This is a genomic window from Parahoeflea alexandrii, from assembly GCF_024105735.1.
In the GTDB taxonomy this organism is placed as follows: Bacteria; Pseudomonadota; Alphaproteobacteria; order Rhizobiales; family Rhizobiaceae; genus Hoeflea; species Hoeflea alexandrii.
Map to the genome: position 1 here is coordinate 1927736 of NZ_JAAAML010000001.1, position 25094 is coordinate 1952829.

The 25094-nt window shown below is 62.2% G+C and carries 26 protein-coding genes and 1 tRNA gene; 16 read left to right on the plus strand and 11 right to left on the minus strand.

Going from position 1 to position 25094, the window contains the following annotated elements:
• Positions 1 to 19: 19 nt before the first annotated feature.
• Complete coding sequence (locus GTW23_RS08965; protein WP_252915441.1) at positions 20 to 1018, plus strand: glycosyltransferase family 2 protein; 999 nt, start codon at positions 20 to 22, stop codon at positions 1016 to 1018.
• A gap of 159 nt (positions 1019 to 1177) precedes the next feature.
• On the opposite strand, the gene GTW23_RS08970 is transcribed toward GTW23_RS08965, so the two are convergent.
• Positions 1178 to 1267 (minus strand) — tRNA-Ser (locus GTW23_RS08970).
• Between the two features lie 297 nt (positions 1268 to 1564).
• Complete coding sequence (locus tag GTW23_RS08975; RefSeq protein ID WP_252915442.1) at positions 1565 to 1888, minus strand: hypothetical protein; 324 nt, start codon at positions 1886 to 1888, stop codon at positions 1565 to 1567.
• A gap of 24 nt (positions 1889 to 1912) precedes the next feature.
• Between GTW23_RS08975 and GTW23_RS08980 the strand changes: the two genes are divergently transcribed.
• The 9 genes from GTW23_RS08980 (at position 1913) to GTW23_RS09020 (ending at position 10442) form a co-directional block, all read left to right on the plus strand.
• Positions 1913 to 2308 carry a hypothetical protein gene (locus tag GTW23_RS08980; protein ID WP_152008798.1) on the plus strand — a complete coding sequence of 132 codons (396 nt, stop codon included), beginning with the start codon at positions 1913 to 1915 and terminating at the stop codon, positions 2306 to 2308.
• Between the two features lie 204 nt (positions 2309 to 2512).
• Positions 2513 to 3517 (plus strand): septal ring lytic transglycosylase RlpA family protein, encoded by a 1005-nt coding sequence (locus tag GTW23_RS08985; RefSeq protein ID WP_152008799.1) that lies wholly within the window; start codon positions 2513 to 2515, stop codon positions 3515 to 3517.
• Positions 3518 to 3669: 152 nt separating this feature from the next.
• Positions 3670 to 4827 carry a D-alanyl-D-alanine carboxypeptidase family protein gene (locus tag GTW23_RS08990; RefSeq protein WP_252915443.1) on the plus strand — a complete coding sequence of 386 codons (1158 nt, stop codon included), beginning with the start codon at positions 3670 to 3672 and terminating at the stop codon, positions 4825 to 4827.
• Positions 4828 to 4951: 124 nt separating this feature from the next.
• A complete protein-coding gene (gene tmk / locus GTW23_RS08995) occupies positions 4952 to 5632 on the plus strand; it encodes a dTMP kinase (RefSeq protein ID WP_252915444.1) in 681 nt (226 codons plus the stop codon).
• Positions 5629 to 6648 carry a DNA polymerase III subunit delta' gene (locus tag GTW23_RS09000; RefSeq protein ID WP_252915445.1) on the plus strand — a complete coding sequence of 340 codons (1020 nt, stop codon included), beginning with the start codon at positions 5629 to 5631 and terminating at the stop codon, positions 6646 to 6648. The genes tmk and GTW23_RS09000 overlap by 4 nt, the downstream gene beginning before the upstream one ends.
• 122 nt (positions 6649 to 6770) lie before the next feature.
• Positions 6771 to 8318 (plus strand): methionine--tRNA ligase, encoded by a 1548-nt coding sequence (metG, locus tag GTW23_RS09005; protein WP_382264191.1) that lies wholly within the window; start codon positions 6771 to 6773, stop codon positions 8316 to 8318.
• Positions 8319 to 8323: 5 nt separating this feature from the next.
• Complete coding sequence (locus tag GTW23_RS09010; RefSeq protein WP_252915447.1) at positions 8324 to 9106, plus strand: TatD family hydrolase; 783 nt, start codon at positions 8324 to 8326, stop codon at positions 9104 to 9106.
• Entirely contained in the window at positions 9079 to 9921 is an 843-nt protein-coding gene (locus tag GTW23_RS09015; protein WP_252915448.1) for an MBL fold metallo-hydrolase, read from the plus strand. The genes GTW23_RS09010 and GTW23_RS09015 overlap by 28 nt, the downstream gene beginning before the upstream one ends.
• 2 nt (positions 9922 to 9923) lie before the next feature.
• Complete coding sequence (locus GTW23_RS09020; protein WP_252915449.1) at positions 9924 to 10442, plus strand: YbaK/EbsC family protein; 519 nt, start codon at positions 9924 to 9926, stop codon at positions 10440 to 10442.
• 15 nt (positions 10443 to 10457) lie between these two features.
• Here the strand turns inward: GTW23_RS09020 and GTW23_RS09025 are convergent, their stop codons facing one another.
• Both GTW23_RS09025 and GTW23_RS09030 read right to left on the minus strand, forming a co-directional pair.
• Positions 10458 to 11555: a CaiB/BaiF CoA transferase family protein gene (locus GTW23_RS09025; RefSeq protein ID WP_252915450.1), complete on the minus strand. Its 1098-nt coding sequence runs from the start codon at positions 11553 to 11555 to the stop codon at positions 10458 to 10460.
• Between the two features lie 268 nt (positions 11556 to 11823).
• Positions 11824 to 12759, minus strand: a complete 936-nt coding sequence (locus GTW23_RS09030; protein ID WP_252915451.1) for a hypothetical protein — start codon at positions 12757 to 12759, stop codon at positions 11824 to 11826.
• Between the two features lie 242 nt (positions 12760 to 13001).
• Here GTW23_RS09030 and GTW23_RS09035 point away from each other — a divergent pair, with 242 nt between their 5' ends.
• Positions 13002 to 14486 carry a carboxypeptidase M32 gene (locus GTW23_RS09035; protein ID WP_252915452.1) on the plus strand — a complete coding sequence of 495 codons (1485 nt, stop codon included), beginning with the start codon at positions 13002 to 13004 and terminating at the stop codon, positions 14484 to 14486.
• Between the two features lie 212 nt (positions 14487 to 14698).
• Here GTW23_RS09035 and GTW23_RS09040 read toward each other — a convergent pair whose 3' ends face one another.
• Positions 14699 to 15607 carry a DMT family transporter gene (locus GTW23_RS09040; RefSeq protein ID WP_252915453.1) on the minus strand — a complete coding sequence of 303 codons (909 nt, stop codon included), beginning with the start codon at positions 15605 to 15607 and terminating at the stop codon, positions 14699 to 14701.
• Between the two features lie 124 nt (positions 15608 to 15731).
• On the minus strand, positions 15732 to 16181 hold the full coding sequence (locus GTW23_RS09045; RefSeq protein ID WP_252915454.1) for a MarR family winged helix-turn-helix transcriptional regulator: 450 nt from the start codon (positions 16179 to 16181) through the stop codon (positions 15732 to 15734).
• A gap of 228 nt (positions 16182 to 16409) precedes the next feature.
• On the opposite strand from GTW23_RS09045, the gene GTW23_RS09050 reads away from it, so the two are divergent.
• From GTW23_RS09050 to tmpT, 5 genes are all read left to right on the plus strand, one after another.
• Positions 16410 to 16628 carry a GFA family protein gene (locus tag GTW23_RS09050; protein WP_252915455.1) on the plus strand — a complete coding sequence of 73 codons (219 nt, stop codon included), beginning with the start codon at positions 16410 to 16412 and terminating at the stop codon, positions 16626 to 16628.
• 101 nt (positions 16629 to 16729) lie between these two features.
• On the plus strand, positions 16730 to 17167 hold the full coding sequence (locus GTW23_RS09055) for a YqaA family protein (RefSeq protein WP_252915456.1): 438 nt from the start codon (positions 16730 to 16732) through the stop codon (positions 17165 to 17167).
• 73 nt (positions 17168 to 17240) lie between these two features.
• Complete coding sequence (locus tag GTW23_RS09060) at positions 17241 to 17609, plus strand: CidA/LrgA family protein (RefSeq protein WP_152008813.1); 369 nt, start codon at positions 17241 to 17243, stop codon at positions 17607 to 17609.
• Positions 17602 to 18318, plus strand: a complete 717-nt coding sequence (locus GTW23_RS09065) for an LrgB family protein (protein ID WP_252915457.1) — start codon at positions 17602 to 17604, stop codon at positions 18316 to 18318. The genes GTW23_RS09060 and GTW23_RS09065 overlap by 8 nt, the downstream gene beginning before the upstream one ends.
• Positions 18319 to 18328: 10 nt before the next feature.
• On the plus strand, positions 18329 to 18964 hold the full coding sequence (tmpT, locus tag GTW23_RS09070; RefSeq protein ID WP_252915458.1) for a thiopurine S-methyltransferase: 636 nt from the start codon (positions 18329 to 18331) through the stop codon (positions 18962 to 18964).
• Positions 18965 to 19022: 58 nt separating this feature from the next.
• On the opposite strand, the gene GTW23_RS09075 is transcribed toward tmpT, so the two are convergent.
• From GTW23_RS09075 to GTW23_RS09095, 5 genes are read right to left on the minus strand one after another with little or no spacing between them, the layout of a single operon-like run.
• Positions 19023 to 19256, minus strand: a complete 234-nt coding sequence (locus GTW23_RS09075) for a formate dehydrogenase subunit delta (RefSeq protein WP_252915459.1) — start codon at positions 19254 to 19256, stop codon at positions 19023 to 19025.
• Positions 19246 to 20091, minus strand: coding sequence for a formate dehydrogenase accessory sulfurtransferase FdhD (fdhD, locus tag GTW23_RS09080; protein WP_252915460.1), 846 nt, complete (start codon positions 20089 to 20091; stop codon positions 19246 to 19248). The genes GTW23_RS09075 and fdhD overlap by 11 nt, the downstream gene beginning before the upstream one ends.
• Positions 20092 to 20121: 30 nt before the next feature.
• Positions 20122 to 23007, minus strand: coding sequence for a formate dehydrogenase subunit alpha (gene fdhF, locus GTW23_RS09085; protein ID WP_252915461.1), 2886 nt, complete (start codon positions 23005 to 23007; stop codon positions 20122 to 20124).
• Between the two features lie 5 nt (positions 23008 to 23012).
• On the minus strand, positions 23013 to 24569 hold the full coding sequence (locus GTW23_RS09090) for a formate dehydrogenase beta subunit (RefSeq protein ID WP_252915462.1): 1557 nt from the start codon (positions 24567 to 24569) through the stop codon (positions 23013 to 23015).
• Positions 24566 to 25045: a formate dehydrogenase subunit gamma gene (locus GTW23_RS09095; protein WP_252915463.1), complete on the minus strand. Its 480-nt coding sequence runs from the start codon at positions 25043 to 25045 to the stop codon at positions 24566 to 24568. The genes GTW23_RS09090 and GTW23_RS09095 overlap by 4 nt, the downstream gene beginning before the upstream one ends.
• Positions 25046 to 25094 lie beyond the last annotated feature (49 nt).

A 25094-nucleotide genomic window follows, 5' to 3' on the forward strand; every position in this document is an offset into this window, starting at 1 on the left:
CAGACAGGCGAAGGTTGACATGAAGCGTGTGACGCTTGCGGTTCCCGTTTACAATGAAGAAGAGGCGATCGGGCCGTTTCGCGCCGCGATCGAAGAGCTGCGCGACGAATTGGCCAGGCGTTTTGAAGGCGGCGTCCGGCTCGATGTACTGTTTGTCAATGATGGAAGCTCGGATTCGACCGTCGAGCGGATCTTGAGCTGGCGTGAAGACACCACCGATGTGGCCCTTATCGACCTGACCCGGAATTTCGGTAAGGAAGCCGCCCTGACGGCCGCGCTCATCGAGGCGGAAGGTGACGCGGTGGTGCCGATCGATGTTGATCTGCAGGATCCGCCGGCGCTGATTGCCGACATGGTCGAACTCTGGCTCAACGGTGCCGAACTGGTGCTTGCCCGGCGGACCGACCGAAGCGAGGACAGTCTTGCCAAACGCTCGACGGCGCGATGGTTCTACCGGCTTCACAACAGCCTTGCCAAAATCCAGCTTCCTGAAAATGTTGGTGATTTCCGGCTGATGGATCGCAGCGTCGTCGATGCGGTGAATGCGCTTCCCGAAAACCGGCGGTTCATGAAGGGCATTTTCGCCTGGGTCGGTTTCACTCCGGTCTTTGTCGATTACAAGCGTCCGGTACGCTCGGCGGGGAAATCGAGCTTTTCCTTCTGGAAACTCTGGCTGCTGGCGATCGAGAGCATCACCAGCTTCAGTGCGGTACCATTGATCATGTGGACATATATCGGCCTGATGATCTCGATGCTGTCGCTTGCCTATGCCTGCTTCATCGTCGCAAGAACATTCGTGTTCGGCGTCGATGTTCCGGGTTACGCGTCGCTGCTGACAGGCATTCTGTTTCTCGGCGGCATCCAGATCCTTGGCATTGGCGTTCTTGGAGAATATGTCTCGAGTATCTATTCCGAGGTCAAACGCCGCCCCACCTACCTGGTTCGCACCAGGCACGGCCTTTCGCCTGAAGGCAGTGAAACTGCAAAGACAATGAACAGCAAACAGCGCACGCGCTGACCGGCCGAACACGGTTTGAAGTCGCGGCGCATGGACCTGACATGGTCGGCCTGTCGTCGTCCGGCTTGGCTTCGCTGTATGCGGCGGAGGAGAGAGGACAAAGACCGAAGCCGTAGCCATCGCGTTTTGGGTTGGCGTGCGGCAAGACGCAGAAGGAAATGGCGGAGGGGGTGGGATTCGAACCCACGGTACGGTCTCCCGCACGCCGGTTTTCAAGACCGGTGCCTTAAACCGCTCGGCCACCCCTCCAGGATATTGACTTGATTTGCAGTCTGGAAGTGGCAGACGCCCGGTTTGCAGCGCTTGCTTCCAACTTGCCACCCAATATCTTCCGCCCGCGCTTCTACAGCCTTCCGCGAGCAGCAGTCAACGCCAATCCACCATACCGCCAGTTTTTGCCACCACCGTTCCCGAACCGGTGGCTGCGGTCTTTCTGCCTGCAGGATTCGGACGCTCGAGATGCCGTTATCGGCCGAGCGGGCCGGAGCACATCATCCAGCGCCCCAATCGCAGGCAAGACCCAAGTTTTCTTGCCGGATCCGCTGCTCAGAGAGGTGGGCGCCGCGTCAATAGGCGCCAGGTTCCGGCGATCAACAGCGCCATTCCAATAAGGAAGGTCGGGGCGAGAAACCGCAGTGTTTCCCAGTCATCCCAGTTCAGCACAAACCCGCGGCAACCGGTCGGGTTCATTCCGCAGGCATAGGCATTGAAGAGGTAGAACAGCGCAAAGGTTGCCAGTAAAACCAGTGCACCTGAAACCAGCAGGAGGGTAGTCTTCATGGGGGCACAGTTCCTTTCTGCACTGCAGGACGGCAACATTTTTTTCTCTTGAATGAAACCAATTGCGTATTTGAAGCGTACCACCTTCAACCGACATCCACACGGAGATCAAACATGCGCGGTAAGACCACACTTCTCGGCATTCTTTCGGCAGTCGCTGTATCGCTTGTTCCCGTTACGGCCCAGGCGGAACAGCTCGAGGGCAGCGAACTCAAGCAATTCGTTTCGGGCAAACGGGTTTATCTGGCAACACCCTTCGGCGGCGAATTCCCGCTGAACTACAAGCGTTCGGGCATTGTCACGGGCGACGGCACGGCGCTCGGCCTGGGCAAGTTCTTTGCTCCGAAAGAGAGTGGCAAATGGTGGGTGAGGGGTGAAAACCTGTGTCAGCAGTGGCCGACCTGGTATGACGGCAAGCCAAGCTGCTTCCGAATCAAGAAGACCGGAGAACGGTCACTCGACTGGGTTCGTGATGACGGCCGCAGCGGCAGGGCGCGGGTCGAGGGTTGAGCTTTACCCAAAATTCACCATATCCGCCGCTTTGACGGCCATCTCCGGGCAGGCAATCGCAATTTTGCCATCTTGCCCGGCGATCTAAACCTTCGATTAGCTTATCAAACGCATTGATCGAAGGGGACGGCTTTGCAGGGGACGAACTGCCTGGCCATATTGGCGGCCGCCAGAGTATCGGGTAGCGGTGTGGGACACACGGTGATGTATCAAAACGGAGCACGGCTGCGCCACGCGGCCTGTGCAGCACTGGTGGCGCTCGTATCTATCGGGCTTTCCGGCTGCAGCTCCACATCCAAATCCGGCAGTGGCTCCGCTGGTTCTCACATCAACACCAAGACCAAGTTCTCATCCGCCGAATATGGCGTCGGCGCAAGTCCCCGGGTCACGACCGAAGTGCGCCCGAAAAAGGGGGGAGGACGCGCATTTGTGGGAAAACCCTACCGGGTACGCGGCAAGTGGTACACACCGAAGGAAGACCCGAACTACGACAAGGCCGGGCTTGCATCCTGGTACGGGCCCAACTTTCACGGCCGACTGACCGCCAATGGCGAGATCTATGACCAGTTCCATCTTTCCGCGGCGCATCCGACATTCCCGCTGCCCAGCTATGCGCGGGTTACCAACAAAAAGAACGGAAACTCGGTCATCGTAAGGGTCAATGACCGGGGCCCGTTCGCGCATGGGCGGATCATCGACCTGTCCAACAAGGCTGCGCAACTTCTCGACATGAAGCACGAGGGCGTCGCGGCAGTCCGGGTCCAGTATGTCGGCCGAGCGCCGGTCGAGGGCGACGACACCCGCTACCTGATGGCGAGCTATCAGCCCGGCGGCTCCGACGCGCCTGCGGGCGGCGTTATTGCCAGCGGCGTGATGCTCGCGATGAATGCTGTGGACCAGGCACTGCCCGGTGTTGGTTCTGCAGCTTCCAGTGTCGCCCCCCCGGCAGCATTGGGCACGGCTTCCGTGGCTTCCTACCAATCGGTGCCGGCAAGCACCCTGGCAGGCTCACCGCTCGACATTCCGGCCGGTTTTATCCTGCCCGAGATCGGGCCGGTGCTTCCCGACCGGCCATCCTTCGGGCTTCCGATCGCCGCGAATGGCCTGACAGGTATGCATGACGTAGGAATGGCCTTCTGGGGCGGGCGTGTGACCGTGGCGCGGCGTCCCTTCGAGACCCTGCTTTCAAAAGACCTCCACCGGCCCTGACCGAAGCCGCATCGCCGTGCGAGCCGGTTCGTTACATCGTTCCGCGAAGAGTCCGCGACGGCAAAACCGAGATTTATCAAAGCATTGATCCGTTCCCGCGAGATTGCTAAAGTTATCCAGGTAATCGGTATTCTCCTGTGATGGATGGTTTTATGACCCGGTCAGTGCTTGCCCGCCTGTTTTTCGTTCTGGCGCTTCTGACAAGCGGCATGGCAACGCCTGCGCTGGCGCAATTGTTTGAGACGCGTGCCCAACAGGCCTACCTGATCGATGCCGATACCGGCACGGTTCTGTTTGCCAAGAATGAAGACGAACCGGTGCCGCCGGCATCGCTGGCGAAGCTGATGACCATGGAGGTGGTGTTCAACGCCATCCGCAGCGGTCGGCTGACACTCGATGACACATTTCAGGTTTCCGAAAACGCCTGGCGGACCGGCGGCGCCATGTCGCGGACGTCAACCATGTTCGCCGAACTCAAGTCCTCGATCCGGCTCGAAGACCTTATCCAGGGCGTCATTGTCCAGTCGGCCAATGACGGCTGCATCATTATTGCCGAAGGCATGGCGGGCTCCGAGGAGAACTTCGCCCGGCTGATGACGGAACGGGCGCGTGAAATCGGTCTGACCAAATCGGTCTTTGGCAATTCGAACGGTTTGCCCGACCCGGTCTCGAAGGTGACCATGAAGGATCTCGTCACGCTGGCGCGGCACATCCAGTCGACCTATCCCGAATTCTACCGGTATTACTCCCAGCCGGAGTTCACCTGGAACAACATTCGCCAGCGCAACCGTAACCCACTTCTGGGCCTCGACATTGGCGTGGACGGCCTGAAGACCGGATTTACCGAGGAGTCCGGCTACGGCATCGTCTCCTCGATCAAGCGTGACGGGCGGCGGCTTTATCTGGCGATGAGCGGGCTGGCGACCGAACGGGAACGGGCGGAGGAATCTCGCAAGATGCTCGAATGGGGCATCCGTGCCTTCGAACGCAAGACCTTGTTCGCCAAGGACGAAACCATCGGCGAGGTCAGCGTCTACGGGGGTGCGGACAGTGCGATTGTCAAGGCCCCGGGGGCGGTCGACATCCTGCTTCCAATCACCAACCCGGACCGGCTGACAGCGCGAATCACCTACCGCTGGCCGCTGCGCGCACCGATCCAAGAAGGTGCCCAGGTAGGGGTTCTCAAGGTCTATATCGGGGATACGCTCTCGCAGGAGACACCGCTTTTCGCCGCCCGGGCCGTGGACAAGGGGCCGCTGCACACCCAAGCGCTCGATGCACTGATCGAACTTGCGCAATTCTGGCTGTAACGTATTCGCCAAGCGTTCATTTCTGCTCTGAATTGCTTTAGACAGGGGTGAACCGGTGCCAACCGGTGAGCTCAGCAAAATGTTCCGTGTGCATTGTCTGCCTGCGGCGACAGGGAAAGTAAGCGTGACGAACAGCACAGGGCGATTCATTACATTTGAGGGCGGGGAGGGCGTCGGCAAGTCGACGCAGATCCACCGGCTGGCCAACGTGCTCAGACGACGCGGGCACGATGTGCTGGTGACGCGTGAGCCGGGCGGGTCGCGTGGCGCCGAAGCGGTGCGGCACGTGCTCTTGTCGGGGGCCGCGGAAGAATTCGGCGTGCGCATGGAGGCCATGCTGTTTGCCGCAGCCCGCAGCGACCATATCGAGGAAGTGATCCGTCCCGCGGTTGCCGAAGGGACGATCGTGTTGTGTGACCGATTCATGGATTCAAGCCGGGTCTACCAGGGCGTCACCGGTAATCTCGAACCCAGATTCATCCAGAACCTCGAACGCGTAGCCATCAACGGCATGGTTCCCGACCTCACGCTCGTGCTCGACCTGCCCGCAGCTTCGGGCCTGCGGCGGGCCAAGGCGCGGGAAGGCAAGAATGCCGCGCCGGACCGGTTCGAGAAAGAGGAGGTGTCAACACACGAGAAGCGCCGCGAGGCCTTTATCGACCTGACCCGGACCGAGCCGGACCGCTGCAGGCTGATTGACGCCAACCAGTCGGAGGACGCCGTGGCGCTCGCCATTCTTGCGGCCGTTGAACCCGTTCTCGATGACAATCGGACCGGGGAACCGGCCAAGGGCCGCAAGGCATGAATGGAGAGCAGCCGGGTCTTCTGGAGGGCGCAATACCGCCCGAGCGCAACACCGTGCTCTATGGCCATGATTCCGCACAGGAATTCCTTGCCACGGCGTACCGGTCGGGCCGCATGCACCATGCGATCCTGATCGAGGGTGCAGAAGGAATCGGCAAGGCGACGCTTGCCTATCGGTTTGCCCATCATGTGCTGACCCATCCCGACCCGCTGGATGCTCCCGATCACATCGCCGATCCGGATCTTGATGATCCGGTCGGCCGGCAGATTTCAAGCGGTGCCTCGCACCATGTGCTGCACCTGGCACGTCCGGTGGACGAGAAGACCGGCAAGGCCAAATCGGTCATCACCGTTGATGAAGTGCGGCGGGCCGGCAAGTTCTTCGGCCAGACATCGGGGACCGGCAACTGGCGGGTGGCGATCATCGATCCGGCCGACGATCTCAACCGTAATGCCGCCAACGCCATCCTGAAGATCCTCGAAGAACCGCCGAAACGGTCGCTGTTTCTGGTTCTGTCGCACACGCCGGGGCGGCTGCTCCCAACCATCCGCTCGCGCTGCCTGTCGCTGAAGCTTCAGGCGCTGTCGCCGCCGGATCTCGACCGGGCGTTGGCGCATCTGGGGGCCGCCCCCGGCGAGACCGATGCAATCATCAGGCTCAGTGAGGGCAGCGTCGCGCGGGCCCTGCTGCTGAGAAACTATGGCGGCGTCGACATCGCCGAGGCGTTTGTCGATATCCTGGAACGCGGCAACCTCAACGACCGGGAACCGATCTACAAGCTGGCCGAGACGCTTTCGGCGCGGGACCGGGATGTCGCCTACGACTTCTTCACCGGCTTTGCCGTCGACCGGGTTCAGCAGATGGCGCGGGAGGCCGGCGCCGCAGGTGACCTCGCCGAGGCCGACCGGCTGGCGCGCATGTCAGCGACGCTCGCAGAACATTTTGCCACCGCAGCCGCCTACAATCTTGATCGCAAGCAGACCGTGCTGCATGTGTTTTCCATATTTTTCGGATGAGGCGCTTCGGCCGAGGCATTTGAACAATCACAGGGCATGGCATCCCGCGGCTTTATCGCTTATGAAACCGGCGCGTGGGGTCCCGAGTGTCGATCCGGACCCGGATACAGAATTCGAAGGCTATCATGAGCACCGAGCGTTTCTACATCACCACCCCGATCTTCTATCCCAATGGGGTTCCGCATATCGGCCATGCCTACACCGCGATCGCCACCGATGTTCTGGCGCGGTTCCAGCGGCTTGACGGAAAGGACGTGTTCTTCCTGTCAGGCACCGACGAGCATGGCCAGAAGATGCAGCAGACTGCGGAAAAGGAAGGCATCAAGCCGATCGAACTGGCGGACAGGAATTCCGCCGTCTTCCGCGACATGCTGGTCAAGCTGAATTGCTCGAATGATGATTTCATCCGCACCACCGAGGAGCGCCACAAGCGCTCGGTGCAGGAGTTGTGGAAGCGGATGGAAGCCAATGGCGACATCTATCTGGACAATTACGGCGGCTGGTACTCGGTCCGCCAGGAAGCCTATTTCGACGAGGCTGAAACCGCCGTTGGCGAAGATGGCGTCAGGCGGGAACCGCTCGGTTCGCCGGTCGAATGGGTGGAAGAGGAAAGCTACTATTTCAGGCTGTCTGCCTATGGCGACAAATTGCTTGCGCTCTACGAAAACAATCCGGAATTCGTGGCGCCGACAGAGCGGCGCAATGAAGTGGCGAGTTTCGTCAAATCCGGTCTGAGAGACCTGTCGATCTCTCGCACGACCTTCGACTGGGGTGTGCCGGTGCCGGGCAATGACAAGCACGTCATGTATGTCTGGGTCGACGCGCTGACCAACTACATTACCGCCGCGGGCTTTCCCGACGAGGCGGCTGACAAATGGAACTATTGGCCCGCCATCCACATGATCGGCAAGGACATTGTCAGGTTCCACGCGGTCTACTGGCCGGCGTTTCTGATGTCGGCAGGGCTCACTCTCCCGGCAAAGGTGTTCGCCCACGGCTTCCTGCTGGTCAAGGGCGAGAAAATGTCGAAGTCGATCGGCAACGTGGTCGACCCGTTTGCGCTGATCGAGGCCTACGGGCTCGATCAGGTGCGCTATTTCTTCATGCGCGAAGTGCCGTTCGGACAGGACGGCAGCTACAGCCCTGAATCGATTGCCACAAGGATCAATTCCGATCTCGCCAACGGCATCGGCAACCTCGCCAGCCGGTCGCTGTCGATGATCAACAAGAACTGCGACGGCAAGATGCCAGCCTGCGGTGCCCTGACCGACGACGACAAGGCGCTTCTCGACACCATCGACAAGGTGATCGACAGCGCGCGCGCGGAGATGGCCAGTTTCCAGATCCACAAGGCGCTGGCCGCGATCATCGACGTTGTCGCCGACAGCGACCGCTATTTCGCCGGCCAGGAGCCCTGGGCGCTGAAGAAGACCGATCCGGCGCGGATGGAAACCGTGCTTTACGTCACGGCGGAAACCGTGCGCCAGATCTCGATCCTGTTGCAGCCATTCATGCCGGAATCGGCGGGCAAGTTGCTTGATCTGCTCGGTATCCCGGCTGACAAGCGCGATTTCAGGGCGCTCGGCGAAGCCGGCCGCCTGGAAGCCGGAACGCCGATCGACAAACCGACGCCGGTCTTCCCGCGCTATATCGCGCCCGAGGAGGCCTGAGGCGGATGCTGGTTGACACCCATTGCCATCTCGATTTCGCCGATTTCGATGCGGAACGCGATGAACTTGTTGCCCGTGCACATGCCTCGGGCGTCGGGCAGATGGTGACAATCTCCACGCGGGTGCGGAAGCTGGAGAAGCTGCTGGCGCTGACCGAGCGCTATCCCAGTGTCTTCTGTTCGGTGGGCACCCATCCCAACAATGCCGATGAAGAACTCGACGTGACGGCGGACGAGCTGGTGCAGCTCGCCGAAGCCAACGCCAAGGTCGTGGCGATCGGCGAAGCCGGGCTCGACTATTTCTACGACACGCAGAAACCCGAGGACCAGAAGACCGGTCTCAGGCGTCACATCGAGGCGGCGCGGCGCACACAGCTGCCGCTTGTCATTCACAGCCGCAGCGCCGACGACGACATGGCGGCGATCCTGACCGAGGAAACGGGGAAGGGGGCCTTCCCTTTCATTCTGCACTGCTTCTCGTCGGGCCAGGGGCTGGCCGACACCGGCGTGGCGCTGGGCGGTTATGTTTCCTATTCAGGCATCCTGACCTTCCCGAAGTCGACCGAGCTTCGCGAGATCGCCGCAACCGTACCGATGGACCGGCTGCTGGTGGAAACCGACGCGCCGTATCTGGCGCCCAAACGCTGGCGCGGCAAGCGCAACGAGCCATCCTACGTGGTCAACACGGCGGAAGTGCTGGCCGAGGTCAAGGGCGTCTCCTACGACGAGATTGCCGCGATCACGACCGAAAACGCGTTCCGTTGCTTCTCGAAGATGCCGCGGCTGTGACGGCGCCGGTCCGCCGCCAGTTCACGGTTCTTGGCTGCGCCTCCTCGCCGGGCGTTCCGCGGGTCAATGGCGACTGGGGCGCCTGTGATCCGGACAACCCGAAAAACCGGCGCACCCGCGCGGCCTTCCTGATACGGCAGTTCGGCGCCGATGGCGGCGAGACGACAATCGTGGTCGATACCGGGCCGGATTTCCGTGAACAGATGATCGCCAACAAGGTGCACAGCATCGATGCGGTGCTCTACACCCATTCGCATGCAGACCATGTGCACGGAATTGACGACCTGCGCGGCTTTGCGCTCACACAACGCAGGCGCATCCCGATCCATGCCGATCCCGAAACCATGGCCCGCATTCGCGCCGGCTTCGGTTATTGCCTCGAAACGCCGGCGGGCAGCGAGTACCCGCCGATCACTCAGCCGGTGCTGATCAACTCGCTCAACGAGCCGATCAGCATTGCGGGCGAGGGCGGAACGATCGAAGTCCAGCCGCTCGATCAGGTGCATGGCTCGATCCGGTCGCTCGGATTCCGCATCGGCAACCTCGCCTATTGCTGCGATGTCAGCGATTTTCCGCGCGCCACGGTGGAGAAGCTCCAGGATCTCGATGTGTTGATCATCGACTCGCTGCAGTACAAGCCGCACCCGAGCCATCTTTCCATCGACCAGGCGCTATGGTGGATCGAGAAGCTGGGCCCCAAGCGCGCCATCCTGACCCACATGCATGTGCCGCTTGACTATGAAACCGTGCTCAACGAGACGCCGGATCACGTCGAGCCCGGATATGACGGAATGACCATAGACATCGAGTTGTAAGCATGAGCGAAACTGCAATTGAAATGACGCCGGACCTGATTGCCGAGGGCTCGAGCATGGCGCGTGTGGCGCGGGCCGCGAAAGACGCAGGCCTTGAGATCCGGATCCTGAAAATGACGCAGTCGACGCGCACGGCCGAGGAAGCCGCAGTCGCTGCCGGATGCGATGTCAGCCAGATCGTCAAGTCGCTGGTTTTCGAGAACACGAGCTCCGGAGAGCTCAATTTGATGCTGGTTTCGGGCGTTCACAATGCCGATATGGATTATATATCAGAACATTACAATCTTTCCTTCACGCGCTGCGAGGTGCGCCGGGTGCGTGACGAGACCGGCTTCGCCATCGGCGGCGTGGCACCGATCGGGCATCTGAACGCGATTGCGGTCTATATGGACAGGACACTGCTCGATCATGACCTGGTCTGGGCGGCGGCCGGAAGGCCCGACAGTGTCTTCAGCGTTGACCCCAAGGCGCTGGCGTCGGCCATCGGGGCCGAACTGATTGACGTGCGGGCGGCGTCGTAGATCGCGTTAGAGGCGCTACTCATCGGCGCCATTTTCCAGCCAGTCCAGGATGGATTGCGAATGCTCACCGCGTGCCGGGATGGCATGCGGGCCGGATGACGGCTCGGTTGAAAACCGCGGTGCGGCAGCGGCCTGCAACACGCCGTCGATGGTTTGCCAGACGCCGCGCGCCGCCATGTGTGGCTCGGACATGGATTGCCGTGGATCAAGGGCAGGGGCCACGCAGGCATCCGATCCGGCGAACACCTGCTCCCAATGCGCCCGCGGATGCCTGGCGAAGATGCCGGCCAGCAGCGCCGTCTGCCTGGGCCATTGCGTGGCATCAAATTGCGGCTTGAAATCAGCATCTTCCGCAAGATCGAGACGTGCGAGGAACTCGGCGTAGAACTTGGGTTCCAGGCATTGCACCGAGATATAGCCGCCATCGGCGCAGGCATAGCAGCGGCTCCAGTGTGGACCGTCGAGCAGGCTGCGGCCACGCGTCATCGACAGGCCACCGGTCTGGGCCAGCGCCATCAGGAGGTTCATCATGTGGGCCGACCCGTCGACTATTGCCGCGTCGACCACGGTGCCGCCGCGGCCGGCGCGCGCCGCCATGACACCCGAAAGGACACCGGTCACCAGATAGAGCGCGCCGCCGCCAATGTCGCCGACAAGCGTTGGCGGCGTGAAAGGCGGTTCACCCTGGTTGCTGGCGTACCAGGCAGCGCCGGACAGCGAGACATAATTGAGATCGTGTCCGGCCGTCTGCGCCCGCGGCCCGGTCTGGCCCCAGCCGGTCATGCGGCCGTAGACAAGGTCCGGATTGACCTGGGACAGATCGTCTGGACCGAGCCCGAGCCGTTCCATCACGCCGGGCCGGAAACCCTCGATCAGCGCTTCGGATTTCCGTACAAGCGATTTCAAGACCGCTGTATCATCGGCCGACTTCAGATCGAGTTCGATCGAACGCTTGCCACGGTCGATCAGCGAGCGTTCCGGCATGCCGGGCGCCGGAGGGCCATTCTTGCGATGAACCACGATGACATCGGCGCCCAGATCGGCCAGCAGCATTGCCGCGAACGGTGCCGGACCCAGTCCTTCAATTTCAATGATCCGCAATCCTTCAAGCATGCCGTCCTCACTCCATACATCCCGCAGCCTTGGCGGGCTCCAACCCGGAACGACTAGATCAGATTCTGTCGGAAGACACACTTGCAACATGTATCCTGCTGGCACAGCCACGAAGAATGGAAATGGATAAGAACACGAGAAAATGCAAAGATGTTTTTGATTTTGCTGAGCTAACACACGTCATCAATACCAACGGGTCCACACCCGTAAGTTCCATAATCCATCTTATGCGATCTTTGTTCATGGGCTCGACCGTCCAGATGCAAGCTCAGAAAAACAGCGTCGTGGATGCTGTCTGTTCCGTCGGCACCTGATCAACGAACATCTGCCACGCCTTCTGGTAAGCCGGCAGATAATTCAGTTCGTATCCGTCACCGAGTTGCTCAAGTTCGCTGTAGGCCTGCAGCAGCATGTCCACGAAGCCAAATCCCGAAGACAGGTCTTCGGGACTGGCACCGGTCTGCCTGGCGGCATTCTCGTAGAGGTACTGTGCCGCCGCACGCTGCTCCATCCAGTCGGAAGACGTGGTCTTTTCTTCTTGGCTGACCCGGTCCAGCCAGAGTGCACCCGCCTTCCCCACGGCCATGTGATTGGACGGGTCGAGGTCTTCCATATCTGCGTATGTTCCCGCCAGCCGCTTGGGTCCGTGATACATGCCCATGGCCAGCGATTGCTGCTGGGTCATGATGGTTCGCGCGATTTCCTTTTCAACGCTCAGGAAGAACCCCGACTCATCGGTCCGTATGGCGCTCAATGCACGCCGGTCGAGGTCCCCGAAGACGGTGTACCAGTCGACACCTTCGTTGGTTTTCGGCCGGAACGGTTGTTCGCTCTCGTTCAGCCTGGCGAGTTTCGAATCGATGGCCTTGCGGGCCGCATCAACCACCTCGGATTTGGTCTTGCCGGACGAAAACGGCTCTGCGGAGGGATCGGTGATGGCAATGGCAAGGTTGTTCGAGGAATAGCCAGCACGAACCGGCATGTAGATCTCGTAGCCGTTTGGCGGCGCGACGGAGAATGTGGCGGCGGTTGGCGAAACCTTGCCGAAGGTATCATAAGTGCCCGTGGCGTCCACGCCATCGACCGGTCCGAGTTCCTGATAGGACTGAATGGCATAGGCATGGATCGTCGGTACGGAGTCCTTGACCGATCCCGTACGATTGAGAGTCCGAATATTCGAATGGCTGACGCCTTCGATATTCATGAAAAGCTCCTAACAAATGATTCCAACAATCCATACGCAGCCTTGCTCGAACCTGTCGGCTCTTCGGATTTATACATTTTGTATTTTGCAGTTTGACAACAGGGCCGCGGTTGCACAGCTGCCTTGCTGCTGCCGGATGCACCCCGTCCTCCGGTCAGGATCCGCCTAAGCCAGCTTTGCGCTTGCGGCCGCTGTATGCTTGGCCTATCTCCTAGAGTATTCCCACACACCGGAGTCCCGACATGTCCTACGCCAAGCTCGACGCCCATTGCCGTGCCCTGGGTGCACTGGAGCACGCGCTTTCCATTCTCGGCACCGATGAAGCAACCAACATGGCGCCCGGCGGCGGCGAAGAGCGCGCCGAAGCAATGGCAACGCTGTCGGGGATGTATCACCGGCAGGCGACCGACGGCCACGTGCGCGACTGGATAGAGACTGCAAAGACGGAAGTGCTGGAGCCGCAACAGAAAATAGCGCTTGGCGAACTGGAACGCAGCTACATCAACATGACCTGCCTGCCCTCAGACTTTGTCGAGCGCAAGATGCGCACCAGCATGCGGTCGGAGCAATTGTGGCGGTCGGCGCGCCCCAACGGAGACTGGCAGGCCTTCGCGCCTGCGCTTGAAGGTGTGGTGTCGATGATGCGCGAGGAAGCGGCGATGCGCGCCGAGGTGCTCGGGCTCGCCCCCTATGACGCGCTGATGGAGCAGTTCGATCCGGGCAACCGCACGGCGCAGATCACGCCGGTCTTCACTGAGCTGAAAGCGTTTCTCGTCGACTTCCTGCCAGCAGCCCTGGCAGCCCAGGAAGAACGGCTGGCAAAGCGGCCGTTGAAGGCGCTTTCAGGGGATTATCCGGTCGAGCGTCAGAAAGCGCTAGGCATCGAGATGATGAAGGCGGTCGGATTCGACATGAACCACGGCAGCCTGTCGATCTCCGACCACCCGTTCTGTGGCGGCGTGCCGAGCGATGTGCGGATGACAACCCGCTACCGCACCGATGAATTCCTGTCAGCCCTGATGGGCATCCTGCACGAGACCGGACACGGGCTCTACGAGCAGAACCTGCCAAAGGACTGGGCGCACTGGCCGTCGGGCAAGGCGCGCGGCATGTCGATCCATGAAAGCCAGAGCCTGTTCGTCGAAAAGCAGATTGGCCGCAATCCCGCCTTCTGGAACTTCGCCCTGCCCCTGGTCGACACCCATCTTCAGGAGAACTGGACGATGGAGGACCTTCTGCCGCATGTGCATCTGATCAAGCGCGGCAAGATCCGGGTCGATGCCGACGAAGTCACCTACCCGCTGCATGTGATCCTGCGCTACGAAATCGAACAGGAGTTGCTCGCCGGCACCCTGGAGGTCAAGGAACTTCCCGAAGCCTGGGACGCCAAAATGCAGGCGTCGCTCGGCATTTCCACCCTCGATGATCCGAAGAACGGGCCAATGCAGGATGTGCACTGGCCGTCGGGTTCGTTCGGCTACTTCCCGTCCTACACGCTGGGTGCGCTGATGGCGGCACAGCAATGGGCGGCAATCGCCAGGATCAATCCCGAGGTCGAACGCCAGATTGCCGAAGGTGACTTCAGCCAGGTGAATGAATGGCGGCGCGACAATATCTGGTCAAAGGCCTCGACGGCCTCAACGCCCGATATCCTGCGCCAGGCCACCGGTGAAGACCTCAACCCGGCTTACTTCATCGCTCATCTGCAAGCCCGCTACGGGCAATAGCCCACGGAGCGCGCTGCCCCAAGAGCCGATCATCTTAGCTGGAAGCGATTTGATGGAGGATCTTACGTATCAGCGAGGAAAGATCACAAGCGCGATGCAGTGCATCACGCGACGATTTTGACGACGCTGACGCGGAAAAGATGTCCAAGCCTGACGAAGACGAGGAGTTCGACCAGAACCAACCCATCAAAATCGTCCGGAGCTGACCGGCTCTAAAGCAGGCTGCCCGCAGCCGAGGCGGCGCGCAATTCAGCCGCCTCCTGCCGCTTGCGCTTGCGTTCACGCAGGATCGTGTAAATACCGGTCGCGATGATGATGCCAGCACCCACAAGCGTGTAGCCATCGGGGAATTCGGCAAAGACAAGCATGCCGATGAAGGTGGAGAAGACCAGCCGCGAATAGCGGAACGGCGTGACCACCCCGATCTCGCCGATACGCGTCGCTTCGGTCAACGCCCAGTAGGCGCCGACGCCGACGACGACCGCGCCGGTGAGATAGCCTGCCTCGCGCGGGCTCGGAACTTCGGCGCCGCCGGTAAATGCCAGAAGCGCGGCGCCCGAGACGCCCACTGCGAAAAAGCCCCAGGCCGACAACTGTAGCGAGGAGATGGATTTCGGCACCTTCCGGCTTGCCAGGTCCCGCACCGCCAGCCCGATGACGGCCAGCACGCCCCACAGGGCTGCGGGCTCGAACCCTTCGAAGCCAGGACGGATCACCAGAAGGACTCCGCAGAAACCGATCAGGATCGCCGTCCACCGCCGCCAGCCGACCGCTTCGCCCAGCACAAGTGCCGCGCCCATGGTCACCAGGAGCGGCGTCGCCTGCAGGATCGTGGTCAACATCGCCAGCGGGATCAGCGTCAGGGCGGTGACGAAGCAGAGACCGCCGACGATCTCGCTCAGGTTTCTGAGCAGCACCGCAGGATGAAAGAAGCCTCGGGACATCACGCTCGTCCCATTCAGCCGTGCATAGACGGCGAAGATCAGGGCGCCGACAAAGCCCAGGACAGCAAGGATCTGCCCCACCGGCAGCCCCGACGCGGCAAGCTTGATGAACATGTCCTCGGCGGCGAAACCTGCCATTCCGAGCACCATCAGAATGATGCCGCGCATATTGTCCATGAAAATGCCTCCCGGCTGACCTCGGTATCGTTGTGGCGCGATGACTCTCAAGCGCCAACGTGCGCCTGGCGTGCCTATCCGGTTTGAGGGATCGGTGAAACCCTCGTTGAGGCCTGAACAGGCATTATGTCTGCGGATTTGCTCCAGGCGCGCGCATCGCATTCACGATGCGCCCCAGCATGCTCAGGAACAGCTCCCGCTCGGCAGCAGGCAGCCCCTCGAGCACTGACTGGTTGACCTCGGCGGCAGCGTCGACGGCTTCGGCCCGAAGCGTCCGCGCCGCATCGCTCAGCGCCACGATCTGCGCGCGCCGGTCGTCGGGATGCGGCATCCGCTCAATGAGCCGGTCGCGCTCCATGCGCGCAAGCGTGTTGGCCATGGTCGCCTGCTCCACGCCAAGCCGTGCGGTCAGTTGACGCTGGGTCTGGCCGTCCTCGGCCCACAACTCGCTCAGCACCAGGAATTGCGCCGCCGACAGCCCTAGCGGCACCAGGCGGCGCTGCAGTTCGGCGCCGTAGAGCCTGGCCAGTTCAGCGGCGAGAACGCCGGCCGCACGTGTTCTGTCGAAGTTCATGATGTCTTCTAGCATCAAATAGCATGCTATTCAATATACCATAGCATGCTATGCAATAGCGGGTCATCCGACAGCCATTTGTCCGTTATGTTGTTGAAATAAAACGCAGATGAGTCAAACGGCCTTGTCTGCGGTTTGCCGGCTGAACCGGACGCGGATCCTACCTGAGCTTCGCGCACTGTTCCGAAGTCACAGTGACGTGTGAAAGGTGAGGCCTCGACATGGCGCGTGACCGCAGACAACGACAAGATCCACGCCTTCTGGCCCAATTGCGCAACGCCGGTCCATCTCATCTTCGTCGCCATGCCGGAGCTGTTTACGGTTACGGCCGCCAGCCTGGACGATCCCGGCCTGTTTGTTCCGCAAGCACTGACTTACGCTATCCGCGCCCAATCCTGGGACAGGATCGACCCCGCCCTGCCCGCCTTTGAGCGCATGCCGGGATAAAACCTGGGGCCATGGTCCTGACCGGTGTTTCCATCGTCGGCCGGGGCCTGTAGGCAGGATGGGCGCGCAATCGCCGCGCCGTCCGACAGAGGTCCGCCCGCATGACCGATCTTGCCGCCTATGGCAGCCTGTTTCTTGCCGCCTTCCTCGCCGCCACGCTTGTTCCGGCGCAGTCGGAAAGCGTTCTCACCGGGCTGATCCTGGCCGGCGGCCAGCCGGTCGCGGCCCTTGTCGCGGTGGCGAGTCTGGGCAACATATTGGGCTCCGTCCTCAACTGGCTGATCGGCCGCGGCATCGAGCGGTTCCGGACGAGGCAATGGTTCCCCGCAAGCCAGGCGCAGCTGGAACGCGCCCAGGCGCGGTATCAGCGCTTCGGCTACTGGTCTCTGCTTCTGGCCTGGGTGCCGATCATCGGCGATCCACTGACGTTGGTGGCAGGCATCATGCGCGAACCGCTGTGGCGGTTTGTGATCCTGGTCTCGATCGGCAAGGTCGGACGCTATGCCGTGCTGGCGGCCGGGGTGGGCGTGTTCAGATAAAACGGTTGGGGCGCCGCCAGGGAATCTGGCAGTATCGCAAGACAAGCCCCCCTCGCCTCACAGGTGTCCGCCCATGCTGTCAGCCCTCACCCTCATCCTGACCTGCCAGCTGATCGGCGAGCTCGTCACCCGGTTTTTCGGCCTGCCGCTTCCCGGGCCGGTGGCGGGCATGGCGCTGTTGTTTGCGTTGCTGGTCATTCGCGGCTCGGTGCCCGAGACGGTTGGCGCTCTGGGCGATGCGCTCTTGAAAAACCTCTCGCTTCTGTTTGTGCCCGCAGGTGTCGGGGTGATGGCGCATCTGGGACTGCTCGGCCAGGATCTGCTGCCGATCGCCGTGGCGCTGATCGGCTCCACCGTGGCCACCATCGCCGTGACCGCGCTGTTGATGAGCTGGCTTGCACGCAACTCCCTGAGCCCGGAGGCGACGAAAGCCGATGACTGATTTCACTGAAGTCTGGGTCTATCTCAGCGCCAGCCCGCTTCTGTTCCTGACGCTGACACTGGCCGCCTTCCAGGCTGCCAGCTGGCTCTACCAGCGCTCCGGTCACAAGCCGTTTCTCAACCCTGTGATGACGGCGGTGATCCTGCTGGTTGCTATCCTGACGCTGACTGAGACGCCCTACCCGGCCTATTTCGAGGGCGCGCAGTTCGTGCACTTTTTGCTCGGGCCCGCCACCGTGGCGCTGGCGATCCCGCTCTACCGGCAGTTCGACCGGGTCAAGCGTTCGGCGCTGGCGCTGGTCACGAGCATTCTTTGCGGCTCGCTAACCGCCATTGGCACCGCCGTCGGGCTTGGCTGGTCGCTTGGCGCCAGCCGCGAGACGCTGCTGGCTCTCGCGCCGAAATCAGTAACCGCGCCCGTGGCCATGGGCATCACCGAGCAACTGGGCGGCCTGCCGTCGCTGACTGCGGTGCTGGTGATCCTGACCGGCATCCTCGGCGCTGTGATCGGACCGCTGGTGCTCAATCTTCTCCGGATCCGGGACTGGCGCGCCCGTGGCCTGGCATTGGGCACTGCCAGCCACGGCATCGGCACGGCCCGCGCCCTGCAGGTCAATGAACTCGCAGGCGCCTTCTCCGGGCTCGCCATGGGGCTCAATGCCTTGGCGACGGCGATCCTGCTGCCGGTGTTGTGGCGGGTGTTTTTCTGAAAGGACAGGCATGGACCACAGCTTCTGGCACGACCGCTGGGAAAGCGGCCGCATCGGCTTTCACGAAGGGGAGCCGAACAGGCTTCTGGTGGCGCATTTCCCCGCCCTCGCGGTTCCCGATGGCGGGCGCGTGTTCGTGCCGCTATGCGGCAAGACCCGCGACATCGGCTGGATTCTGTCGCGCGGCCACCAGGTGGTTGGCGCGGAACTTAGCGAGTTGGCAATCCGGCAATTGTTTGAAGAGCTAGGCGTGGAGCCCACGATCTCGGACATGGGCGCGCTCAAGCGTTACAGCGCAATAGACATCGAGATTTTCGTAGGCGACATCTTTGCCCTGACCCCTGAGATGCTCGGACCTGTTGACGCCGTTTTCGACCGCGCGGCGCTGGTGGCCCTGCCCGAGGAGATGCGGGCAAGCTATGCCACACATCTCGTTGACCTGACCGGCGCCGCGCCACAACTTCTCGTCTGTTTTGAATATGACCAGCGCCTGCAAAGCGGTCCGCCTTTTTCGATCACACAGGACGAGGTACGCCGACGCTACTCTGGCGTCTACGGAATCAGCGAAATGGTGCGCCAAAAACTGAGGGACGGTATGAAGGGAATTCCCGCTTGGGAAAGCGTCTGGCTGCTTACCCCGCATTAACCTTTTCGCCCCTTTGGGCGAAATCAGGTGCCCCGGCATACCGACTGCTGGCAGTTGCCTATTGTGAGCCCTTCGCCAACTCCGGCCGCCGGATCTTCTCCAGCGCCGCCACCACCATCGGCTTGAAGCCCTCGGCGCTCTGATCGGCGATCTCGAACAGCTGCGTGCGCATGCGCGGGTCCCAGAACTTGTTGATGTGGTCGGCGACGCCTTCGATCTGCTCGGCCTCGGGCTGCGAGGCGAAGAAGGTGGCGATCTGGTTGGCCTGGTAGCGCAGTTTGTCAGGCGACATCGCTTTCAACTCCTTGGTCTATCCGGCTTGTTGTTATGCGATCTGGCCGGGTGAAAATCTCGAAATCCGCGCCGCGGGCGATGCCGACCAGCGTCAGGCCCGAGGCTTCGGCGGTCCGCACAGCAAGCGCGGTGGGTGCGGAGACCGCGATCAGCAGGCCCGTACCGGCGATCACCGCTTTCTGCACCATATCGACCGAGACACGGCTAGTGATCACGATCGCGCCGTCAGACGCGCTTGCGCCGGAGCGCGCAACGGCGCCGATCAGCTTGTCGAGCGCATTGTGGCGGCCGACATCCTCGCGCACGCACACCATGCCCTTGCCTTGCTGATAGAACCCCGCCGCATGCACCGCGCCGGTTTCGGCGCGAAGCTTCTGGTGCATCGACAGCGACCGGACGGCCTCGCGGATGTCGTCGCCGCTAAAAGCCAGTTCCACGGCCTTGCGATCCGGCAGGGATCTCAGCGCTTCCTCTATCGATTCAATGCCGCACAGGCCGCAGCCGACCGGTCCGGCCATCTTGCGGCGGCGGGCGGAAAAGGCAGTCTGCAGCCCTTCGGCCAGCTGCATCTGAATGTCGAAGCCCTGGTCCGCCTCGACGATATCCATAGATACGATATCCCCGGGCGCGCGGATGATGGCTTCCGACAACGCAAAACCGATGCCGAAATCTTCCAGATCATCCGGCGTCGCCATCATCACCGCCTGTGTGGTGCCGCCAAAGGACAGCGCGACGGGCACCTCCTCGGGCAAGGTCCGGGATCCTGGCGTGGCAACCCCTGCCCTGACCGCAATGCGGGGCGCGACCGCCGTGCTGGAGATGGCTTTCGCCATGTCGGTTCCTCCCGGATGCCTGACCCCGCCCTACTCGGCGGGCTCAAGCGCGTCCTCTGTGGCAATCCGGCGCGACCGTGTCGCCTGCGCCTCGTAATCCTGCTGCCAGGCCGTCGGACCGTTGGATGGCGACACCTGCACCGCGGTCACCTTGTATTCCGGGCAGTTGGTGGCCCAGTCGGTGAAATCGGTGGTGATCACATTGGCCTGGGTGCCGGGATGGTGGAAGGTGGTGTAGACCACGCCGGGCGCCACGCGTTCAGTGATGGTGGCGCGCAGCGCCGTCTCGCCGGAGCGGCTGGCGAGCTTGACCCAGTCATCCTGGTGGATGCCGCGCTGTTCGGCGTCATGCGGATGGATCTCGAGCCGGTCCTCGCCGTGCCAGGCAACGTTCTCGGTGCGCCGTGTCTGCGCGCCGACATTGTACTGGCTCAGGATCCGGCCGGTGGTCAGAAGCAGCGGGAAACGCGGGCCGGTGCGCTCGTCGGTCGCCACATATTCGGTGCGGATGAACTTGCCCTTGCCGCGCACGAAGCCATCGAGATGCATGACCGGGGTGCCGTCGGGCTTGGCCTCGTTGCAGGGCCACTGCACCGAGCCCTTCTCTTCCAGCATCTGATAGGTGACGCTGGCGAAGCTCGGCGTGGTGGCGGCGATTTCATCCATGATTTCAGAGGGATGAGCATAGCTCCAGTCAAGCCCCATAGCCTGCGCCAGCTTCAGCGTGACTTCCCAGTCGGCAAGCCCGTTCTTCGGGCTCATCACCCTGCGCACCCGGTTGATGCGGCGCTCGGCATTGGTGAAGGTTCCGTCCTTCTCAAGGAAGGTCGAGCCGGGCAGGAAAACATGGGCGTAGTTGGCGGTTTCGTTCAGGAACAGGTCGTGGACGACGACGCATTCCATCGCCTCGAGCCCCGCCTTGACGTGCTTGGTATCGGGATCGGACTGCAGGATGTCCTCGCCCTGAATGTAGATGCCGCGGAAGGTGCCGTCGACAGCCGCATCGAGCATGTTGGGAATCCGAAGGCCCGGCTCGGGGTTGAGCTCGACACCCCAGAGTTTTTCGAACACGTCGCGGACTTCGGTGCCGGAAATATGCCGGTAGCCGGGCAGTTCGTGCGGGAACGAGCCCATGTCGCAGGCGCCCTGCACGTTGTTCTGGCCGCGAAGCGGATTCACACCGACGCCGGGACGGCCGATATTGCCGGTGGCCATCGCCAGGTTGGCGATCGCCATCACCGTGGTCGAGCCCTGGCTGTGCTCGGTCACGCCAAGACCGTAATAGATCGCGCCGTTGCCGCCGCGGGCATAGAGCCGTGCCGCGCCGCGCAGTTCCTCGGCCGGCACGCCGGTGTAGACCTCGGTGGCTTCCGGCGAATGGGCCGGATCGGCGACGAAGCTCGCCCAGTCCTCGAATTCCGACCAGTCGCAGCGCTCGCGAATGAAGGCCTCGTCAAACAGGCCCTCGGTGACGATCACATGGGCGAGTGCGGTGAGCACGGCGACGTTGGTGCCGGGCCGCAAGGGCAGATGATGGCTGGCCTCGACATGGGCCGAGCGCACCAGGTCGATGCGGCGCGGATCGATGACGATGAGTTTCGCGCCGGCCCTGAGCCGCTTCTTCAGCCGCGAAGCAAACACCGGGTGGCCGTCGGTCGGATTGGCACCGATCAGAATGACCACATCGGTGTGCTCGACGGAATCGAAATCCTGGGTACCGGCCGAGGTGCCGAAGGCCTTGCCGAGGCCATAGCCGGTGGGCGAATGGCAGACGCGGGCGCAGGTGTCGACATTGTTGTTGCCGAAGCCGGCACGCACCAGCTTCTGCACTAGGAAGGTCTCCTCGTTGGTGCAGCGCGACGAGGTGATGCCGCCGATCGAGCCCTTGCCGTACTGGAACTGCAGCCGGCGGAATTCCTTGGCGACATGGGCGAAGGCTTCGTCCCAGCTGACTTCGCGCCAGGGATCTGTGATCTTCTCGCGCACCATCGGGTTCAAGATGCGGTCCTGGTGGGTGGCATAGCCCCAGGCGAAGCGGCCCTTGACACAGGAATGGCCGCGATTGGCCTTGCCGTCTTTCCACGGCACCATGCGGACGACTTCCTCGCCGCGCATCTCCGCCTTGAACGAGCAGCCGACGCCGCAATAGGCGCAGGTGGTGACCACCGAATGTTCCGGCTGGCCGATCTCGATCACCGATTTTTCCGTGAGCGTCGCTGTCGGGCAGGCCTGCACGCAGGCGCCGCAGGAGACGCACTCGGAATTCATAAAGCTCTCGTGCATGCCGGGCGAGACCCGGCTTTCAAAGCCCCTGCCCTCGATGGTGAGCGCGAATGTCCCCTGCACTTCCTCGCAGGCCCGTACGCAACGCGAACAGACGATGCATTTGGACGGATCATAGGTGAAATACGGATTGCTCTCGTCCTTGGCCATGTAGCGCGGATTGGCCTCGCCGTTCTGCCGCGCCTTGACATGGTTGTCGCCCTCATAGCCGTAGCGGACGTCGCGCAGACCGACGGCGCCGGCCATGTCCTGCAATTCGCAATCGCCATTGGCGGCGCAGGTCAGGCAATCGAGCGGATGGTCGGAGATATAAAGTTCCATCACGCCGCGGCGGATGTCTTTCAGCCGCCCCGTCTGGGTATGGACCACCATGCCTTCGCTGACCGGCGTGGTGCAGGAGGCCGGCGTGCCGTTGCGGCCCTCGATCTCGACCAGGCAAAGCCGGCAGGAGCCGAAGGCGTCGACCATGTCGGTGGCGCAGAGTTTCGGCACCTGGATGCCGGCCTCCATCGAGGCGCGCATCACCGAGGTGCCTTCGGGCACTTCGATCGTGTTGCCGTCGATGACGAGCCGGACGGTCTTTTCAGCCTTCGATGCCGGGGTACCGTAGTCAATTTCCTGGATCAGCGTCATCTTGTTCACTCCGCGGCCTGGGATATCTGGGCAGGACGAAAATCATCGGGAAAATGCGTGAGCGCGCTCATAACCGGGTACGGCGTAAAGCCGCCCAGCGCGCAGAGCGACCCGAACTTCATCGTGTTGCACAGATCTGTCATCAATGTGATCTGGCTTTCGGGCTCGATCCCAGCACGGATCTTGTCGGCGACCTCGACGCCGCGGGTGGAGCCGATACGGCAGGGCGTGCACTTGCCGCAGCTTTCCACGGCACAGAATTCGAAGGCGAAGCGCGCCTGCTTGAGCATGTCGGCGGTGTCATCGAACACGACGATGCCGGCATGACCGATCAGCCCGTCCTTGCCGGCAAAGGCCTCGTAGTCGAACGGCGTGTCGAACAGTTCGCGCGGGAAGTAAGCACCCAGCGGTCCGCCGACCTGCACAGCCTTGACCGGACGTCCGGTGGCGGTGCCACCGGCGATGTCATCGACCAGCTCGCCCAGCGTCATGCCGAAGGCGGCCTCGAACAGGCCACCATGCTTGACGTTGCCGGCAATCTGGACCGGAATGGTGCCGCGCGACCGGCCCATGCCGAAATCGCGATAGAAATCAGCGCCCTTGTCCATGATCACAGGCACGGAGGCGAGCGAAATCACGTTGTTGACGACGGTCGGACGGCCGAGGAACCCCTTGTGCGCCGGCAACGGCGGCTTGGCGCGAACCACGCCGCGGCGGCCTTCCAGGCTTTCGAGCAGCGCCGTCTCCTCGCCGCAGACATAGGCGCCCGCGCCGACGCGGATTTCGATGTCGAAGGCATGATTTGAACCCAGCACCGCTTTGCCGAGAATTCCGGCCTCTCGGGCAATCTCGACCGCCCGGTTCATCATGCTTATAGCGTGCGGATATTCCGAGCGCAAATAGACATAGCCTTTGGTGGCGCGGGTTGCGATGCTGGCGATCACCATGCCCTCGATCAGCACGAAGGGATCGCCCTCCATGATCATGCGGTCGGCGAAGGTGCCGGAATCGCCCTCGTCGGCATTGCAGACGATGTATTTCTGTTCGCCTTCGGCCTCCAGCACCGTCTTCCACTTGATGCCGGTCGGAAAGCCGGCGCCGCCGCGGCCGCGCAGGCCCGACTCCGTCACTTGGGCAACGATTGCCTCGGGCGCCATGGCGACCGCAGTGGTCAATCCGGTCAGTCCGCCATGATCCCGGTAATCCTTGAGCGAAAGCGGATCGGTGATACCGCAGCGCGCAAATGTAAGCCGTGTCTGACGCTTGAGAAACGGAAGCTCTTCCGGCGCGCCGAGGGAGAGCGGGTGATCGCCACCCTCGAGCAGGCCGGCTTCAATGAGGCTGTCGACATCGGAGGCTTTGACCGGACCGTAGGCCACCCTGCCCTTATCCGTCTCGACCTCGACCATCGGCTCGAGCCAGTAGAGGCCGCGCGAACCGTTGCGGACGATCTCGGCGTCGAGGTCACGCGCCTTGAGCGCTTCCGCCATCCGCATCGCCAGCCTGTCGGCCCCAAGCGCCACCGCGCCGGAATCGCCGGGGATGTAGATCTTCACGCTCATGCCTGCACCGCCTTCGCCAGTTCGTCGACCATGGCGGCATCCAGCCGCCCGATCACTTCGCCATCGACCATCGCCGCCGGCGCGCAGGCGCACAGCCCCAGGCAATAGACAGGTTCAATGGTGACCTTGCTGTTGGCGCTGGTCTCGTGCCAACCAAGGCCCAAAAGCCCGAGAAGCCGTTCGGCCAGCTCATCCCCGCCCATCGACTGGCAGGCCTCCGCCCGGCAGAGCTTGATGACATGCCGGCCCGCCGGGGCCTCGCGATAGTCGTGATAGAAGCTGACAACGCCGTGAACTTCGGCCCGGGACAGGTTCAAACCGTTTGCAATCACCGGCAGTGACGCCTGCGGGACGTAGCCGAACTCGCGCTGAACATCATGCAGAATGGGCAGCAACGGCCCCTCGAGCGGCTTCAACCGCCCGACAATGGCCTCCGTTCGCGAGACAATATCGGTGTCTGCACTGCGTGATTCCATCCCAAATCCCTCCGACGGCATGACAGCAGGGTCACTAGGCCGGTAACAA